Here is a 15,273-nt window from a genome sequence, read left to right as displayed (position 1 = left end):
GAGCATCAATGCAAGGCGGATGATCGACGGGCTTTTCTTGCAATATTGGAACGGAGAACGCCTGGACTTCCGACGAGGTCAGCGGACGTCCAGCACGTCGGCAAGCGCATTTCCTCTGACAACACCCCGTCGCCCGTTACGGCGTGGTGGGCGCCGTCCCTCCGGCTTCAAGTGCTGCGACGACGCGGTCGGTCGTGCGCTGGATGTGGGCGAGGGTGACCTCGATCGCGCGGGGCACGTCGCGGTCCATCGCGCTTTCGAACAGGGCGCGGTGTTCTTCATGCACGTCTCGCGACAGTGCAGGGCGGCTGCGTGACAACTGGCGATAGCGTTCGTGATGCTTGTACATCATGCTGCGCATCCGCAGAAGCCAGACTGAACTTGCCGCGCCGACCAGCGCCTCGTGGAATTCGGTGTTCAGCCCCTCCCACTCGGTCAGGTCGCGCGGCTCGGCGCTGCGTTCCAGCCGTTCCAGCCGATACCAGGCCGAGATCAGACGCTCTTCCCAGGCGCGGTCGCCGCGCGGCAGCGACTGCGCGATGGCTTCGGCCTCCAGCTGCTTGCGGAGCTCGCCGATTTCGCGCGCGTCCTGCGCCGAAAGCGGCGCCACAATGCAGCCCCGCTGGCCCAGAAGCGTGACGAGATGGTCACCCGAGAGCCGCGCCAATGCCTCGCGCAGCGGGCCCGCGCCCAGGCCATAACGGTCGCGCAGCATTTCGATCTTCAGCTTCAGTCCCGGTGCAAGCCGCCCCGCCACGATATCTTCGCGCAAAAGGCGATAGGCCTTTTCCGCAAGGGTCTTGTCGCTGGACTCAAAGGCATCTTGGGGAAGGACAATCGTCTGCTGCATGCGGGCTGCCGGGGTTGAAGTGTGGGCTTGCGGTGAACCCGATCATAGAGCGCATCGCAATAAAATCAAATTTTAGTTTGACATGGTCATAATATCAATATTTTCTGCTGACGGGGAGGAAAATATGGAAAACACCGTTCAATCATCGGCAGGGCTTGCCGGGCAGGTCAGGCCGCCTTCGGCCCTGGCCCGATTCAGCACCGGGCTGGCGCAGGCCGAAATCCTGTTGGCGGGGGTGCTGATGTTCCTCCTGTTCGTGCTGCTTCTGGCCAATGTGACCGGCCGTTTCCTCGGGGTGCCGCTGATCTGGGTTGATGAGCTTGCGGTCTACCTGATGGTGATCGTGGCCTTCCTGGCCGCCGCCGCCGCGCTGGACGCGCGACAGCATATCGCGGTCACGCTTTTGTCCGACATGATGTCGCCCCGCGCCGCTGGCCTGCTCCGGCTTCTGGCCGACCTGATCCTGCTGGCCTTCCTTCTGGCACTGGCGTGGATGGTCTGGATCTGGTTCGATCCGCTGACCGCTGCCGCTGCCGAAACGCTGGATGCCTTCGCGGCGCAAAGCTTCAACTTCATCTATCAGGAACCGACCGTGACGCTTGGCGTCCGCAAGGTCTGGTTCTGGCTGATCCTTCCGGTCTTTGCCGTCACCGCGACCATCCACTGCCTCGCCCAGATCGAGGCTGATCTGCGGCTGCTGAAAGGGGCGGGGCGATGATCGTCGGCGGCAGCTTCATCGGACTTGTCATCCTGTCGGTCCCCATCGCCTTCGTCCTGGCGATCTGTGCGCTGATCTACATTTTCGTCAGCGGCAACACCGTCCTTCTGCAATCCTTCCCGCAGCAATTGTTCGGCGGGCTTGAAAATTACGGCCTGTTGTCGCTGCCGCTTTTCATCCTGCTGGGCGAATTCATGAATGTGGGCGGCATCGGCCGGCGGCTGATGGCGCTGGCCGTGGCGATCCTTGGCTCCGTCAAGGGGGGGCTGGCCTATGTAAACCTCGGCGCGAACATGATGATGGCGGCGATTCTGGGCTCGACCGTGGCGCAGATCACCATCATGTCCCGCCTGGCGGTGCCCGAGATGGAAAAGCAGGGCTATCCGCGCGATGTCTCGGTGGCGATCACCGCGGCGGGCGGGCTGCTGGCGCCGATTGTTCCGCCCTCGATGCTGTTCATCATCTATGGCGTCATCGCGCAGCTGCCCATCGGCGATCTGTTCATTGCGGGTATCGTGCCGGGCATTCTGATCTTTCTCGCCTTCCTGGCGGTGATCGGCTGGCTTGGTCATAAGCACGATTTTCCCCGCAGCGAGTCGCTGCCGCTGCCCGCCCGCCTGCGCGCCATCGCCGAGGCACTGCCTGCGGCGCTGATCCCGGCGACGATCATCGGCACGATCCTGGGCGGCATCGCCCATCCGACCGAAAGCGCCGCCCTGGGCAGCATCGCCACGATCATCGTCGGCGCCTTCATCTATCGCGAGCTGAAATGGCGCGACATTCTGGTGGCCTTCGGCAATGCCGCGCGGTCCTCGGCAATCGTGCTGTTCCTGATCGCCACCGCTACGGTGTTTTCCTGGGTCATCACCTTCGAGAACATCCCGGCACAGGTCGCTGCGGCGATGCAGGCGATGACGGCCTCGCCCCTGGTGTTCATGCTGATGCTGAACGTCCTGCTGCTGATGATCGGTATGGTCACCGACCCGATCCCCGCGATCATCCTGATCGTGCCGGTGATGCTGCCGGTGGCGACCGGGGTCTATGGCATCGACCCGGTATTCTTCGGCGTCGTCGTCTGCGTCAACCTGACCCTGGGACTGTTGACGCCGCCGGTCGGCACGGGCCTGTTCACCGCCGCGCTGATGGGCGGCGTCAGGGCCGAACGGCTGGCGGTGCTGCTGCTGCCCTTCTTCGTGGCGGTGCTGGCGGTGATTCTGCTGATGGTGTGTTTCCCGCAGACCGTCACCTTCCTGCCCGGTGTGCTGTGATGGCGACGGTCTGGGTTCTGGGCGGCGGGCTGATCGGGGCGGGATGGGCCGCGGCCTTCGGGCTGGCGGGTCATGCCGTGCAGGTGATCGATCCCGACATGGCGGCGGTACAGGCGCGGCTGGACGAGGTCTGGGCCCGTGCCACGGCGGCGATGGGCGACAAAGGGGCGGCGCTGCCGCACGTCACGGTGGCTCCGCAAGGTCCGGCCCCGGCTTTGGTGCAGGAATGCCTGCCCGAGCGGCTGGCGCTGAAACGCGCCGCCCTGACGGAAATCCTGCCGCTTCTGAATCCGCAGACGCTGATCGCCTCGTCCTCCTCGGGCCTGTCGCCCGAGGACCTGCAACAAGGGCTGGAGGGCGCAGAGCGCCTGTTCATCGCCCATCCCTGCAATCCGCCCTGGCTGATGCCGGTGGTGGAACTGTCGGGCGGGGCGGCGACCGCACCCGAGGTGCTGACGCGGGCCCGCGCTTTCTATGAAGGGCTGGGCAAGCGTATCTTGACCCTGGCCAGGCCGATGCCGGGCCATCTGGTCAATCGCCTGCAGGCGGCGCTGTGGCGCGAGGCGGTGCATCTGGTGCGCGAAGGCGTGGCCTCACTTGCCGATGTGGAAGATGCGGTGACGCTGGGTCTGGCGCCGCGCTGGTGCCTGATGGGGCCTTCGGCGGTGTTCCATGTCTCGGGCGGGCCGCGCGGCTTTGAAGGTTTTTTCGACGCGCTGGGCCCGGAATTCGAACGCTGGTGGGACACGCTGGGCGCGCCCCGCTTCGATGCCGAAACCCGCGCCGCACTGGTCCAGGGTATGGCGGAGGCCGATCCGCGCAGCGTGGCTGAGATCGGCGCCGCGCGCGACCGGCGCCTGCCGCAAGTCTTGACGTTTCTGGAGGAGATGGCCCGCGCTGACGGGTCCAAGGGAGGAAGACAAGATGAAGTTTAAGACGATCGGATGGGCGGCGGGGCTGGCGCTTCTGCTGTCCGGTGGCATGGCCGCGGCGGAACAATACCGGCTGGGCCTGATCACCCCGCCTTCGCATCAATGGAGTGTCCATGCCCAGAAGGCGGCGGATGCGATCAAGGAAAAGACGGATGGCCGGGTTGAGATCAGCCTTTTCCCCTCGGGCCAGCTTGGCTCCGAGGCGCAGATGCTGCAGCAGCTGCAGACCGGCGCGCTGGATTTCGCCTTTCTGACCGTCGGCGAATTCGCCAACCGCGATCCGAATTACGGCATCTTTCTTGCCCCCTATCTGGTCAGCGACATCGAGGGTGCCAAGACGGTTCTCGGCGGGGCCACGGCGGGCAAGCTTCTGGCCGACATGAACAAGTTCGGGCTCGTCGGTCTGGGCTGGAGCTCGGCCGGGATGCGCACCGTCGTCATGCGCGGCACCATCGCCAATGTGGGCGATCTGGCAGGCAAGAAGATTCGCACCGTGCCGAACGCGCCGGAACTGGATTTCTGGACGCTTCTGGGCGCGACCCCTACGCCGATGCCGCTGCCCGCGCTCTATGATGCGCTGGCCAATGGCCAGGTCGATGGCGCGCAGCTGGACCATGAAGGCACCTGGAACACCAAATATTACGATCATGCCGGCACGATCATCGACTCGCGCCACATGATGTTCCCCATGGTCGCCGTGGCCTCGGGCCGCAAATGGCAGGCGATCTCCGAAGAAGATCGCGCCGCGATCCAGGAAATCATGACCGCGAACTTCACCGACATCATCGACGCCTATGGCGCACTCGATAACAAATACATGGAAGACCTCAAGACGACCCCGGTCCCGGTCGTGACGGTGGACCGCGCCTGGTTCGGCCCGGCGGTCGACAAATGGTATGAAGACTGGCGCGTGAAAGCCCCGCTTCTTGTCGAACTGGAAGCCGAATTGGCGTCAAACTGACCTTTAGGGGGCCGGGCGCCAGCCTGCCCGGCCTCCGCCAAGCCCTGCGGAGACGAAGATGACCTATCGTGACCTGCGCTATCTGCGCGTCGATGTCGAAGACCTTGAGGCGGCGAGCGCCTTCGCCGCCGATGTCTTTGCGCTGATGCCGATGGACCGCGACGACAACCGTGCCCTGTTCCGCTCGGACGCGCGCAACTATGCGCTGTGCTGCGCGCGGGGCGACGGTAATGCCGTGGCGCTGACCGTGGCGCGACCCGAGGATCTGGATGCCCTGGCCGATCGGTTGGCGGCAGCGGGCCATCCATCGGCCCGGCTCTCGGCCGAGGCCTGCGCGGTGCGGCAGGTCAAACAGGGGCTGGCGGTCGCCGCGCCGAATGGCGTGACGGTGGAGCTGGTGTGGCGGCCGCTGACCTCGGGCTGGCCCTATCATGGCGGGCGTGATGCCGGGATCAGCGATTTCGCCGCCGTCTCGCTGTGCTGCCGCGACATCGCGGCGAGCGAGGAGTTCTGGGTCAGGGGCCTGGGCCTTCGCGTCAGCGACTATGCCGGTGACGCGGTTTTCCTCGCGCTGGACGAGGCGCATCACCGCATCGCGCTTTATCCGTCGGAGCGGGACGGCATCCTGGGCGCAAGCTGGGAGGTCGCGACCCGCGATCACATCATGCGCAACTGGTATCATTTCCAGAAGCTGCAATTGCCCGTCGTGGCCGGGCCCGGCCGCCAGCCCACTTCGGGCGCCAGTTTCGTCACCACGCGCGGGCCGGGGGGGCTTCTGTTCTCCTATATCCACGGCATGGAGAAGGGCCCGCAGATCGCAACCCGCGGCCCGCGCCAATTCGCCGATGCCGCCCGGTCGCATTGCGCCTGGGGCTCGCCCAGCACGCAGCCGGAATTTCAGGGAAGGACCGAAGGATGATCGAACTTCGCGATGTCGTCTATTGCCGCCTGGGCACAACCGATCTGGCGGGCGCCGAATGGTATGCGGTCAATATCCTGGGGCTTGAAGTGGCCGAGCGGCGCAAGGGCGCGGTCTATTTCAAATCCGACGCCCGCGCCCATACGCTGTGCTATTTCGAGGGCGACCCGACCGATCAGATGACGGCCTTCGAGATCGGCACGGCGCAGGATCTGCACACAGCCGGCGCCACGCTGGAAGCGCTGGGCCATGATGTCTATTACGGCACCCGCGCGGAATGCGAAGCACGGATGGTGCGCGAATTCATCCGCTTCCGCGACCCGACCGGCAATGTGATCGAATTCGTGCTGCGGCCGGAAACCACCGGGCTTGACTATCACGGCAGCCGCAATGCCGGGATCACCGGCTTCTCTCATGTCGGCCTGTGTTCGTCCGATCTGGCGCGGGACGAACATTTCTGGACCTCTGTCTGCAATGCCCGGGTGTCGGACCGGATCGGCGATGCGCCTTTGATGCGGCTGGGCACGATCCACCATTCCATTGCGCTGTTCCCTTTTCACCGCGCGGGCATCCAGCACATCAACCACCAGGTCGGATCGACTGACGACATCCAGCGCTCGTTCCATTTCGTGCGCGAGAACCAGGTGAACATCACCTTCGGCCCCGGCGCGCATCCGACCTCTTCGGCGGAATTCCTGTATTTCACCGGGCCCGAGGGCATGACCTTCGAATATTCGACCGGCGTGCGCGAAATCCATGACGAACCGGCGTGGCGCGACCGCCAGTTCCATTTCGAGCCGAAGGGCTTCTGCCACTGGGGCTCTGCTCCACAGATTGCGGCGTTCAAGAAATGATGACGGCGCAGATTGAAACGCTGGCCCGCACGGTGCGGATCGCGGCGCGGGCCTTGGGGCGGGCAGGGCTGGTCCATGCCTATGGCCATTGCTCGGCCCGGATCGACGCCGATCACTTTCTGGTCGCGCCGTCGAAACCCCTGGCCCATGTCCGCCCGGGCGAGGCCTGCACCGTGGTGCCCGTGAATGGCCCTCTGCCCGAGGGCGTGCTGGGCGAGGTGCGGCTGCATCAGCGGATCTATGCGCTGCGGCCCGAGGCGGGCGGCGTGATCCGCTTCATGTCGCCTCAGGCGATGGCCCTGGCGGCGCTGGGCCGCGTGCCTGCAATGCGCCATGGCTTCGGCACTTATTTTGCCCCACGCGTCGGGTTGTGGGATGATCCGCAACTGGTGCGCGATGATGCCAAGGCCAAGGGCGCGATCGCCGCCATGGGCGACAGCCGGGGCCTGCTGATGCGTGGCAATGGCGCGGTGGTGGCGGGCGACAGCCTGACCGAGGCGTTGGGCCTGGCCTTCTACCTGGAAGATGCCTGCCGGATCGAACTGGCGGCGCTGGCCTCGGGCCTCGCCGATGCGCCGGTGATCGGACCTGAGGCCGCAGCCGAACGGGCGACCAAGGCCGGACGGATTTTTGAACGGATGTGGGACTACCTGACCGAAGGCGACCCTGAAGGCGCCGCGGCCACGGGTCCGCAAGGAGAGCGTGATGACTGAGTTTCTGAATTTCATTGATGGGCGTTTCGTTCCCGGTCGGGCCGAGGCCTTCGCCAACCACTTCCCCTCGACCGGCGAAGTGCTGGGCGAGGTGCGCGCCGCAGACCGCGATCAGGTCGACGAGGCGGTGGGCGCGGCGCAGCGAGCGCTGAAAGGCCCATGGGGCCGGATGGCCCTGGCCGAACGGGTGGCGCTGCTGCGCAAGGTGGCCGACGGGATCAACGCCCGCTTCGACGAATTCCTGGCCGCCGAGATTCGCGACACCGGCAAGCCGCGCTCGATTGCCAGCCATATCGACATCCCGCGCGGGGCCGCCAATTTCAACGTCTTCGCCGATCAGGTGATGACGCTGTCGAATGAAAGCTTCGAGATGGCGACGCCTGATGGCGGCGGCGCGCTGAACTATGCCGTGCGCGGACCGCGCGGGGTGATCGCGGTTGTTTGCCCCTGGAACCTGCCGCTCTTGCTGATGACCTGGAAAGTCGCGCCCGCGCTGGCCTGCGGCAATACGGTGGTGGTGAAGCCGTCCGAGGAAACCCCGGCCACCGCCACGCTTCTGGGCGAGGTGATGAACGCCGCAGGCATCCCGCCCGGCGTCTATAACGTGGTGCATGGCCACGGCCCCGGCTCGGCCGGCGAATTCCTGACCCGCCATCCCGGCGTGAACGGCATCACCTTCACCGGCGAAACCTCGACCGGCGAGGCGATCATGGCCGCCTCTTCCAGGGGCGTGCGGCCGGTTTCGCTGGAACTGGGCGGCAAGAATGCCGGGATCATCTTTGATGATGCCGATTTCGACAAGACGATGGAAGGGATCGGGCGCGCCTGTTTCGCGAATACCGGGCAGGTCTGCTTGGGCACCGAACGCATCTATGTGCAGCGCGGCATTTTCGACCGCGTGGCCGAGGGTCTGGCCGCCAAGGCGCGGGCCTATCGCTTCGGCGACCCTTTCGATCCCGCGACGACCATGGGTCCGGTGATCTCGGCCGAACATCGCGCCAAGGTCTTGTCCTATTACGACCGCGCGGCCAGGGGCGGGGCGCAGATCCTGGCCGGTGGCGGCGTGCCGTCGATCCAGGGCTATGAAGGTGGCTATTGGGTGGAACCCACGGTCTGGACCGGCCTTGCGGAAGACAGTCCGGTGATCCGCGAGGAAATCTTCGGGCCCTGCACCCATCTGCAACCCTTCGACACCGAGGACGAGGCGATCGCCCTGGCCAACAACTCACCCTACGGGCTTGCCACCACGATCTGGACCGAAAGCCTGGGCCGCGCCCATCGCGTCGCCCGTCAGGTCGAGGTGGGGATTTCCTGGGTGAACTGCTGGTTCCTGCGCGACCTGCGCACGCCGTTCGGGGGCGCCAAGGCCTCGGGCATCGGGCGCGAGGGCGGGGTCCATTCGATGGAGTTCTATACCGAACTTCGCAACATCTGCATCAAGCTTTAAGGAAAGCCCCATGTTGACCGAAGACCAGCGGGCGGAATGCGTCGCCTCGCTTCTGGAAAGCCACCGCACCAAGGTGCAGGGCCTGCGCCCCTCGGAACGCTTTCCGCAGATCGAGCTGGAAGACAGCTATGCGATCTCCTCGGCCGTGGCCGACGCCAAGGTCAAGGCCGGCGCCCGCATCATCGGCCATAAGATCGGCCTGACCTCGAAGGCGATGCAGGCGGCCTCGAAGATCGACGAGCCGGATTTCGGCTATATGTTCGACGACCTGATCCTGAACGACGGCGCCAAGGTGCCCTTCGACAGTTTCTGCGTGCCGCGGGTCGAGCCCGAGCTGACCTTCATCCTGAAAGAACCGCTGAAAGGCCCGGGCATCGGGCTGATCGACGTGATGCGCGCCACCGAATGGGTCGTGCCCTCGATCGAGATCATCGATGCCCGCGTGACCGAACCGCGCCGGATCTTCGACACGGTGGCCGATAATGGCGCGGCGGCGGGGATCATCCTGGGCGGCCGCCCGGTGCGGCCCACCGATGTGGACCTGCGCTGGGTCGGCGCGATCTTCTACCGCAATTCGGAAATCGAAGAGACCGGTCTTGCGGCGGGCGTGCTGGGCCATCCGGCGATGGCGATTGCCTGGCTGGCGAACAAGGTCGGGCAATATGGCACGGTGCTGGAACCCGGCCATATGATGCTGTCAGGCAGCTTCACCCGGCCCGTCCATGCGAAAAAGGGCGATACGCTGCATGCCGATTTCGGCCCGCTCGGCTCGGTTTCGGTGCAGTTCACATGACCGGCCTGCCGCATCACCCGCTGACCACCGGCCCGATTTCCGCCCCGCGCAACGCCTTCAAGGCGCGGCTTGCGGCGGGCGAGGCTTTGCACGGGCTTTGGCTGTCGATCCCCAATGCGGTGACGGCCGAGGCGCTGAGCCTCCTGGGCTTCGACTGGCTGCTGTTCGACACCGAACATGCGGCCGTCGATCTGGCCGATCTGCAACCCTTGCTGCAGGCGGCTTCTGCGGGGCCCTCGGCCCATGTGCTGCGTCCGGCCTGGAACGACAAGGTGCTGATCAAGCGCGCGCTTGATATGGGGGCGCAGACCCTGCTGGTGCCCTTCGTCCAGACAGCCGGGGAGGCGGCGGCCGCTGTCGCCGCCTGCCGTTACCCTCCGCACGGCATCCGCGGCGTGGCCGGTGGCACGCGGGCCAGCCGCTATGGCCAGACCGCGGATTATTTCAGCGTCGCCAATGCCGAGATCTGCCTGCTGGTGCAGATCGAGACCGGCGAGGCGCTGGCGCGTCTGGAAGAGATCGCCTCGGTTCCGGGCGTCGATGGCGTGTTCATCGGCCCCTCGGACCTTGCGGCTTCGATGGGGCATCTGGGCAATCCGGCGCATCCCGATGTGCAGGCCGCGCTGCAAGACGCCATCGCGCGGCTGCACAAGCTGGGCAAGCCCGGCGGCATCCTGGCCACCAATCCGGCTGATGCGCGGCGCTACCTGTCCTGGGGCTATGCCTTCGTCGCGGGCAGCGTCGATCTTGGCCTGCTGGTCGCCGCCGCAAGGTCTGTGCGCGACGCGCTGCGCGAGGCGTGATGGACCTGTTCCGGCTGGAGGGTCGGGCGGCCCTGATCACAGGCGGGGCGAGTGGCATTGGCCTTGCCACGGCGCGGCTGTTTCACCGGGCCGGCGCGCGGGTGGCGATCCTGGATCGCGACGCAGCGGCGGTCCGGGCCGTTTGCTCGGCCGAGGGGCTGACTTTGGCGCTTGCCGCCGATGTCACCCGGGCCGACGAGGTCGAGGCTGCCCTGGCGCAGGCCGAAACGGCTTTGGACGGCATCGACATTCTGGTCAATTCGGCTGGCATCGCGCTGCGCATGGCCGCGACCGAGATGCCGCAGGCCGATTGGGACCGGGTGGTCGCCGTCAACCAGACCGGGCTTTTTCTGGTCTCCCGCGCGGTCGCACGCGGCATGCTGGCGCGCGGCCGCCCGGCGGCCATGGTGCATCTGTCCTCGATCCTCGCCTTCTCGGGCGGCGGGCTCTACCCGAACCTGTCCTACCACGCGACCAAGGGCGCGGTTGCCAGCATGGCCCGTGCCATGGCGAATGAATGGGCGCCGCTGATCCGCGTCAATGCCGTCGCCCCCACCTGGGTGCGCACCGGCTTTATCGGCAAGCTTGAAAGCGATCCGGCGCTTATGCAGCGTATGCAGGCCGCGATGCCGCTTGGCCGCATGGCCGAGACGGAGGAGGTCGCGGCGGCGATCCTGTTCCTTGCCTCTGATGCAGCGGCGATGATCACCGGCCATAACTTGCCCGTCGACGGCGGCTTCCTGTCCCGCTAGGCAGGGGCAGGTGGCTTCGGCGAAGGGCGGGAAGATGGCGGAACAACCGGCGCGCCGGCGGCGTACCCAAAGCGAACGGCGCGAGGCGACGCAGGCCGCGGTCCTCGACACGGCGCTCGAAATCCTGGCGACCGAGGGCTACGTCGCCTTCGCCTCAAGCGGGGTCGCTGCGCGGGCCGGTATTTCGCGCGGGGCACTTGAGCATTATTATCCCAGGAAGATCGACCTCATCGCCGCCGCCTGCCACCATGCCATTGAGCGTTCCGTGGCCGAAGCGCGCGAAGCGGCCGCAAGCCCGGACATGGCGGGCGATCCGGTCGGCACCTTCCTTTCCGCTTCGGAACGCTTCTTCTTCGCCCCTGCCTATGCCGCCCAGATCGAGCTTCTCATCGCCGCCCGTGCCGACAGGGCGCTGGCCGGGGTGATCCACCCGATCGTCCTTGATGCGAGGCGGCGGCTCGACGATGTCTGGACCGAGGTCCTGATCCGCCTGGGTCAGGAGGCCGCCGTCGCCCGGCGCTATGTCGACCTGTCGCATGTGCTGATGCGCGGTCTCTATCTTGCCGAGACCTGGCTGCCCCAGGGAGACGAACGCGAAAAGATCATCGCACAATGGCGTGACGCCTCGCGCGCCTTGCTGGCGTCCGGGCTTTAAGTTTTCAAAAACAAATGGTTGCAGTGCTGATTCTGCCCAAGTTCTCAGCTACTTAAAAAACAAGGAATACTCCTTGTAAGTTGCGTTTTCGCCCGTCTTGCCTTATCCTGCCCGCACGATAACCCCGCACCCGCGCGATCAGAGGAGGAGCAGCGCAGGGTCCGAACCGCGCAGCCAAAGGGCGCTGTGCGATCGAAGATGCATGCCCGAATTCACCCCAAAAGCCGTCCATACCCGACATGCGGAGCGGAAAGATGAAAACGCTTCAGGACCTGATCGACCAGACGCCCGATCTGGTTGATCACCTCTACAACGACACGATCTCGCAGTATCACAAGTCGCGCACCGGCCTCCTCGCCACGCTGATCGCCCCCGAATACACGACCTGGCGCGAAGAACAGCGCGCCTGGCGCGAAACGGCGGTGCTGTTCAACCAGTCGCATCACATGCCGGTCCTGTTCGTCAAAGGCCGCGATGCCCGCAAGCTTCTGGAATATCTCAGCCCCTGCACCTTCTCGAACCTCTCGACCGACCGGGCGAAGCAGTATTTCTGCGTCACCCCGCGCGGCCATCATGTCGGCGACTGCGTGCTGAACTACTATGGCGAGGCAGAGGGCTTCGAACTCATCTCTGGCATGCCGGTTCTGAACTGGGTCCGCTTCCACGGCGAGACCGGCGGCTATGACGTGCAGATGCGCTTCGATCCGAGCACACCCTACGCCAGGGACGGCCAGCGCGAGAAGTTCCGCTTTCAGCTTGAAGGCCCCAATGCCCGGGACATTCTGGACGAGATCTGCGAGGGCGGCTGGCCCGAGATCAGGTTCTTCCACACCGCGTATGTCACCATCGCGGGCTGCCGGGTGCATGTGCTGCGGCATGGCATGGCCGGACATGCCGGGGCGGAACTCTCGGGCCCCTTCGCCGAACTCGACCGGGTGCGCGATGCGATCCTTGCTGCGGGCGAAAAGCGCGGCCTGCGCCAGGCAGGCACCCGGACCTATTACTCCACCCCGCTTGAAGACGGCTGGATTCCCTATCCGCTGCCCGGCATCTATACCGGCGACGAGCTGCGCGCCTATCGCGAATGGCTGCCGGCCGACAGCTGGGAGGCGAACATGCAGTTGGGCGGCAGCCTCTACAGCCGGGATATCGAGGATTATTACTGGACGCCCTCGGCGCTGGGATATGAGAAATTCGTCAAGTTCGACCATGATTTCATCGGTCGCGCCGCGCTTGAGGCGCAGATGCAGGCCCCGCGCCGCGTCAAGCGCGTGCTGCGCTGGCATCATGACGATGTGGCCAGGATCTTCGCCTCTCAGACCGGCGACGGGCCGATCTACAAGGCGATCGACATGCCCACCTCCTATTACGGCTGGCCCCAGGCAGATGAACTGCGCAGCGCCGATGGCGCGCTGATCGGCATGTCGCAATATTGCGGTTACAACATCAACGAACGCGAATTCCTGTCACTGGCCTGTGTCGACGAAGCCTTTGCCGAACCAGGCACCGAGGTCGTGCTGACCTGGGGCGAAGTGGGCGGCGGCTCGCGCAAACCCCATGTCGAACGGCACGACCAAACGACGATCCGCGCCACGGTCCACCTTGCCCCCTTCTCGAAAGAGGCCCAGGAAAAACTGCGCGCGGTGATCTGACCCAGTTCGCGCCGCCATCATGGCCCCCACGTTGGGGGCCATTGATCTGCGGTCTGTCGCCGAAATCCGATTGCTGCCCGTCCCAACAGGCTCTCCGGTCAGCGGCTCTGGCAACTGTAGCTCTCAGCACATCGGGGCCGCCCATTTCTGACGGTCCCTGCACCACGCATTAGCGATGGTGACCAGCTTTCTGCGACGGCGATGATGATGTCCCGATCACTCGCGCTTGCCCGCAAAGCGCTGTTGCCAGTCGGCGCGTTCCTCATCAGTGATCTTGCGGAACAGGTTCTCCGGCACGGTGAACGCGTGCCCGGCGGGCAGGGCGCGAATGGCCTCCGGAACGTCGCTGGGCCAGGTCCAGTCGTCTGATCCCATCGCGGCCATCATGGCCTGCGCTGCATCGGGGATGAAGGGCTGCGACAGGATCGCATAGACCCGGATCAGGTTCAGGCTGAGGCGGATCATCGCCTCGGCCCGAGCCGGATCGGTCTTGATCGCGCTCCACGGTGCCGCCGCTTGCAGGTATTCGTTCCCGATCACCCAGATCGCCCGCAACTCGGCCGCCGCCTTGCGGACCTCAATCGCGTTCATATAGCCTTCGTAATCGCGGATGCGCACCCCCAGTTCCGCGATCAGCGCGGTTTCCTGCGGGCCGAATTCGCCGCCCTCCGGCACCGTTTCGCCCAGCTTGGACTTGGCGAACTTGGTCACGCGGCTGACGAAATTGCCCAGAACGTCGGCCAGATCCTTGTTCACGGAAGCCTGGAAATTCTCCCATGTAAACTCGCTGTCGGCGCTTTCAGGGGCGTGGCTGAGCAGCCACCAGCGCCAGTAATCCGAAGGCAGGATCGACAGCGCCTGATCCATGAACACCCCGCGCCCGCGCGAGGTGGAGAACTGGCCGCCATCATAGTTCAGGTAGTTGAAGGACTTGAGGTAATCGACCAGCTTCCACGGCTCGCCCGACCCCAGGATCGTGGCGGGGAAGGACAGGGTGTGAAAGGGCACGTTGTCCTTGCCCATGAACTGGTAATAGGTCACGTCTTCGGCGCCCTTGTCGGTGCGCCACCAGCGTTCCCAATCGGCGTCCTGCTTGCCATTGGCATCGGCCCATTCGGCGGTGCCCGCGATATACTCGATGGGGGCATCGAACCAGACGTAGAAGACCTTGCCCTCCATCCCCGGCCAGGGCTGATCGCCCTTCATCACAGGGATACCCCAATGCAGGTCGCGGGTGATGCCACGATCCTGCAAGCCGTCGCCGTCATTCAGCCATTTCTTCGCGATGGAAGTGGTCAGCACCGGCCAGTCGGCCTTGCTGTCGATCCAGGCTTCCAGCTTGTCGCGCAGGGCGCGCTGCATCAGATAGAGGTGTTTGGTTTCCCGCACTTCCAGATTGGTGGAGCCGGAAATCGTGGAATGCGGGTTGATCAGGTCGGTCGGGTCAAGCTGCTTGGTGCAGTTGTCGCACTGGTCGCCCCGCGCGCTGTCATAGCCGCAGTTCGGGCAGGTGCCCTCGATATAGCGGTCGGGCAGGAAGCGGTTGTCGTCGATGGAAAAGATCATCTTTTCCGAAACTTCGCGGATCAGCCCGTGATCAGCCAGCTGCCCCGCGAAATGCTGGGTCAGCCTGTGGTTCCGCTGGCTGGAGGATCGCCCGAAATGGTCGAAGGACAGCCGGAAGCCGCGCGCAAGATCGGCCTGAACCTCGTGCATCTCGGCGCAATATTCTGCGACCGGCTTGCCCGCCTTCGCGGCGGCCAGCTCGGCCGGGGTGCCATGTTCATCGGTCGCGCAGATGAACATGACCTCGTTGCCGCGCGCGCGCATGTAGCGGGCGAACAGGTCGGCGGGCAGCTGGCTGCCCACCAGATTGCCCAGATGCTTGATCCCGTTGATATAGGGAATAGCCGAAGTGATGAGAATCCGAGCCATGCCGCGTCCCCTTTTCCATTG

Annotated in this window: 15 protein-coding genes; 13 read left to right on the top strand and 2 right to left on the bottom strand. The window is 65.2% G+C overall.

The genetic code is table 11. The features are described 5' to 3' along the window. Nucleotides 1-136: 136 nt before the first annotated feature. Nucleotides 137-850, bottom strand: a complete 714-nt coding sequence (locus tag C8N34_RS10965; protein WP_054301521.1) for a GntR family transcriptional regulator — start codon at nucleotides 848-850, stop codon at nucleotides 137-139. Nucleotides 851-974: 124 nt separating this feature from the next. Here C8N34_RS10965 and C8N34_RS10960 point away from each other — a divergent pair, with 124 nt between their 5' ends. The 13 genes from C8N34_RS10960 (at nucleotide 975) to C8N34_RS10900 (ending at nucleotide 13,317) form a co-directional block, all read left to right on the top strand. After that, nucleotides 975-1,568: a TRAP transporter small permease gene (locus tag C8N34_RS10960; RefSeq protein WP_054301522.1), complete on the top strand. Its 594-nt coding sequence runs from the start codon at nucleotides 975-977 to the stop codon at nucleotides 1,566-1,568. Further along, nucleotides 1,565-2,836, top strand: a complete 1,272-nt coding sequence (locus tag C8N34_RS10955) for a TRAP transporter large permease (protein WP_108128902.1) — start codon at nucleotides 1,565-1,567, stop codon at nucleotides 2,834-2,836. The genes C8N34_RS10960 and C8N34_RS10955 overlap by 4 nt, the downstream gene beginning before the upstream one ends. After that, a complete protein-coding gene (locus tag C8N34_RS10950) occupies nucleotides 2,836-3,771 on the top strand; it encodes a 3-hydroxyacyl-CoA dehydrogenase family protein (protein WP_108128901.1) in 936 nt (311 codons plus the stop codon). The genes C8N34_RS10955 and C8N34_RS10950 overlap by 1 nt, the downstream gene beginning before the upstream one ends. Further along, nucleotides 3,761-4,729: a TRAP transporter substrate-binding protein gene (locus tag C8N34_RS10945; RefSeq protein ID WP_108128900.1), complete on the top strand. Its 969-nt coding sequence runs from the start codon at nucleotides 3,761-3,763 to the stop codon at nucleotides 4,727-4,729. Before C8N34_RS10950 ends, C8N34_RS10945 begins: the two co-directional genes overlap by 11 nt. A gap of 58 nt (nucleotides 4,730-4,787) precedes the next feature. Further along, entirely contained in the window at nucleotides 4,788-5,648 is an 861-nt protein-coding gene (locus C8N34_RS10940) for a VOC family protein (RefSeq protein ID WP_108128899.1), read from the top strand. Beyond that, nucleotides 5,645-6,502 carry a VOC family protein gene (locus tag C8N34_RS10935; protein ID WP_054301527.1) on the top strand — a complete coding sequence of 286 codons (858 nt, stop codon included), beginning with the start codon at nucleotides 5,645-5,647 and terminating at the stop codon, nucleotides 6,500-6,502. Before C8N34_RS10940 ends, C8N34_RS10935 begins: the two co-directional genes overlap by 4 nt. Continuing rightward, entirely contained in the window at nucleotides 6,502-7,215 is a 714-nt protein-coding gene (locus C8N34_RS10930; RefSeq protein ID WP_108128898.1) for a class II aldolase/adducin family protein, read from the top strand. Before C8N34_RS10935 ends, C8N34_RS10930 begins: the two co-directional genes overlap by 1 nt. Next, nucleotides 7,208-8,662: a 2-hydroxymuconic semialdehyde dehydrogenase gene (locus C8N34_RS10925; RefSeq protein WP_108128897.1), complete on the top strand. Its 1,455-nt coding sequence runs from the start codon at nucleotides 7,208-7,210 to the stop codon at nucleotides 8,660-8,662. The genes C8N34_RS10930 and C8N34_RS10925 overlap by 8 nt, the downstream gene beginning before the upstream one ends. A 10-nt stretch (nucleotides 8,663-8,672) precedes the next feature. Continuing rightward, a complete protein-coding gene (locus C8N34_RS10920; protein ID WP_108128896.1) occupies nucleotides 8,673-9,455 on the top strand; it encodes an FAA hydrolase family protein in 783 nt (260 codons plus the stop codon). After that, complete coding sequence (locus C8N34_RS10915) at nucleotides 9,452-10,258, top strand: HpcH/HpaI aldolase family protein (RefSeq protein ID WP_277878228.1); 807 nt, start codon at nucleotides 9,452-9,454, stop codon at nucleotides 10,256-10,258. The genes C8N34_RS10920 and C8N34_RS10915 overlap by 4 nt, the downstream gene beginning before the upstream one ends. Then, on the top strand, nucleotides 10,258-11,010 hold the full coding sequence (locus C8N34_RS10910; RefSeq protein ID WP_108128895.1) for an SDR family NAD(P)-dependent oxidoreductase: 753 nt from the start codon (nucleotides 10,258-10,260) through the stop codon (nucleotides 11,008-11,010). The genes C8N34_RS10915 and C8N34_RS10910 overlap by 1 nt, the downstream gene beginning before the upstream one ends. Nucleotides 11,011-11,044: 34 nt before the next feature. Further along, the gene (locus C8N34_RS10905) at nucleotides 11,045-11,665 is read left to right on the top strand and encodes a TetR family transcriptional regulator (RefSeq protein ID WP_108128894.1); all 621 of its coding nucleotides are present in this window, start codon (nucleotides 11,045-11,047) and stop codon (nucleotides 11,663-11,665) included. Nucleotides 11,666-11,919: 254 nt separating this feature from the next. Continuing rightward, entirely contained in the window at nucleotides 11,920-13,317 is a 1,398-nt protein-coding gene (locus tag C8N34_RS10900) for an aminomethyltransferase family protein (protein WP_199750660.1), read from the top strand. Nucleotides 13,318-13,533: 216 nt separating this feature from the next. Here C8N34_RS10900 and metG read toward each other — a convergent pair whose 3' ends face one another. After that, nucleotides 13,534-15,252 (bottom strand): methionine--tRNA ligase, encoded by a 1,719-nt coding sequence (gene metG, locus C8N34_RS10895; RefSeq protein WP_108128892.1) that lies wholly within the window; start codon nucleotides 15,250-15,252, stop codon nucleotides 13,534-13,536. Nucleotides 15,253-15,273: the final 21 nt, after the last annotated feature.

Source organism: Gemmobacter caeni (assembly GCF_003054195.1).
In the GTDB taxonomy this organism is placed as follows: Bacteria; Pseudomonadota; Alphaproteobacteria; order Rhodobacterales; family Rhodobacteraceae; genus Gemmobacter; species Gemmobacter caeni.
This window is presented reverse-complemented; position numbering and strand designations above follow the sequence as displayed.

What these genes read in the sequence shown, in the direction of transcription:
- C8N34_RS10950 (WP_108128901.1), top strand. Translation starts at nt 2,836, where the DNA reads ATGGCGACGGTCTGGGTTCTGGGCGGCGGGCTGATCGGGGCGGGATGG.
- C8N34_RS10900 (WP_199750660.1), top strand. Translation starts at nt 11,920, where the DNA reads ATGAAAACGCTTCAGGACCTGATCGACCAGACGCCCGATCTGGTTGAT.
- C8N34_RS10935 (WP_054301527.1), top strand. Translation starts at nt 5,645, where the DNA reads ATGATCGAACTTCGCGATGTCGTCTATTGCCGCCTGGGCACAACCGAT.
- C8N34_RS10945 (WP_108128900.1), top strand. Translation starts at nt 3,761, where the DNA reads ATGAAGTTTAAGACGATCGGATGGGCGGCGGGGCTGGCGCTTCTGCTG.
- C8N34_RS10965 (WP_054301521.1), bottom strand. Translation starts at nt 850, where the DNA reads ATGCAGCAGACGATTGTCCTTCCCCAAGATGCCTTTGAGTCCAGCGAC.
- C8N34_RS10915 (WP_277878228.1), top strand. Translation starts at nt 9,452, where the DNA reads ATGACCGGCCTGCCGCATCACCCGCTGACCACCGGCCCGATTTCCGCC.
- metG (WP_108128892.1), bottom strand. Translation starts at nt 15,252, where the DNA reads ATGGCTCGGATTCTCATCACTTCGGCTATTCCCTATATCAACGGGATC.
- C8N34_RS10920 (WP_108128896.1), top strand. Translation starts at nt 8,673, where the DNA reads ATGTTGACCGAAGACCAGCGGGCGGAATGCGTCGCCTCGCTTCTGGAA.
- C8N34_RS10940 (WP_108128899.1), top strand. Translation starts at nt 4,788, where the DNA reads ATGACCTATCGTGACCTGCGCTATCTGCGCGTCGATGTCGAAGACCTT.
- C8N34_RS10955 (WP_108128902.1), top strand. Translation starts at nt 1,565, where the DNA reads ATGATCGTCGGCGGCAGCTTCATCGGACTTGTCATCCTGTCGGTCCCC.
- C8N34_RS10910 (WP_108128895.1), top strand. Translation starts at nt 10,258, where the DNA reads ATGGACCTGTTCCGGCTGGAGGGTCGGGCGGCCCTGATCACAGGCGGG.
- C8N34_RS10905 (WP_108128894.1), top strand. Translation starts at nt 11,045, where the DNA reads ATGGCGGAACAACCGGCGCGCCGGCGGCGTACCCAAAGCGAACGGCGC.
- C8N34_RS10960 (WP_054301522.1), top strand. Translation starts at nt 975, where the DNA reads ATGGAAAACACCGTTCAATCATCGGCAGGGCTTGCCGGGCAGGTCAGG.
- C8N34_RS10925 (WP_108128897.1), top strand. Translation starts at nt 7,208, where the DNA reads ATGACTGAGTTTCTGAATTTCATTGATGGGCGTTTCGTTCCCGGTCGG.
- C8N34_RS10930 (WP_108128898.1), top strand. Translation starts at nt 6,502, where the DNA reads ATGACGGCGCAGATTGAAACGCTGGCCCGCACGGTGCGGATCGCGGCG.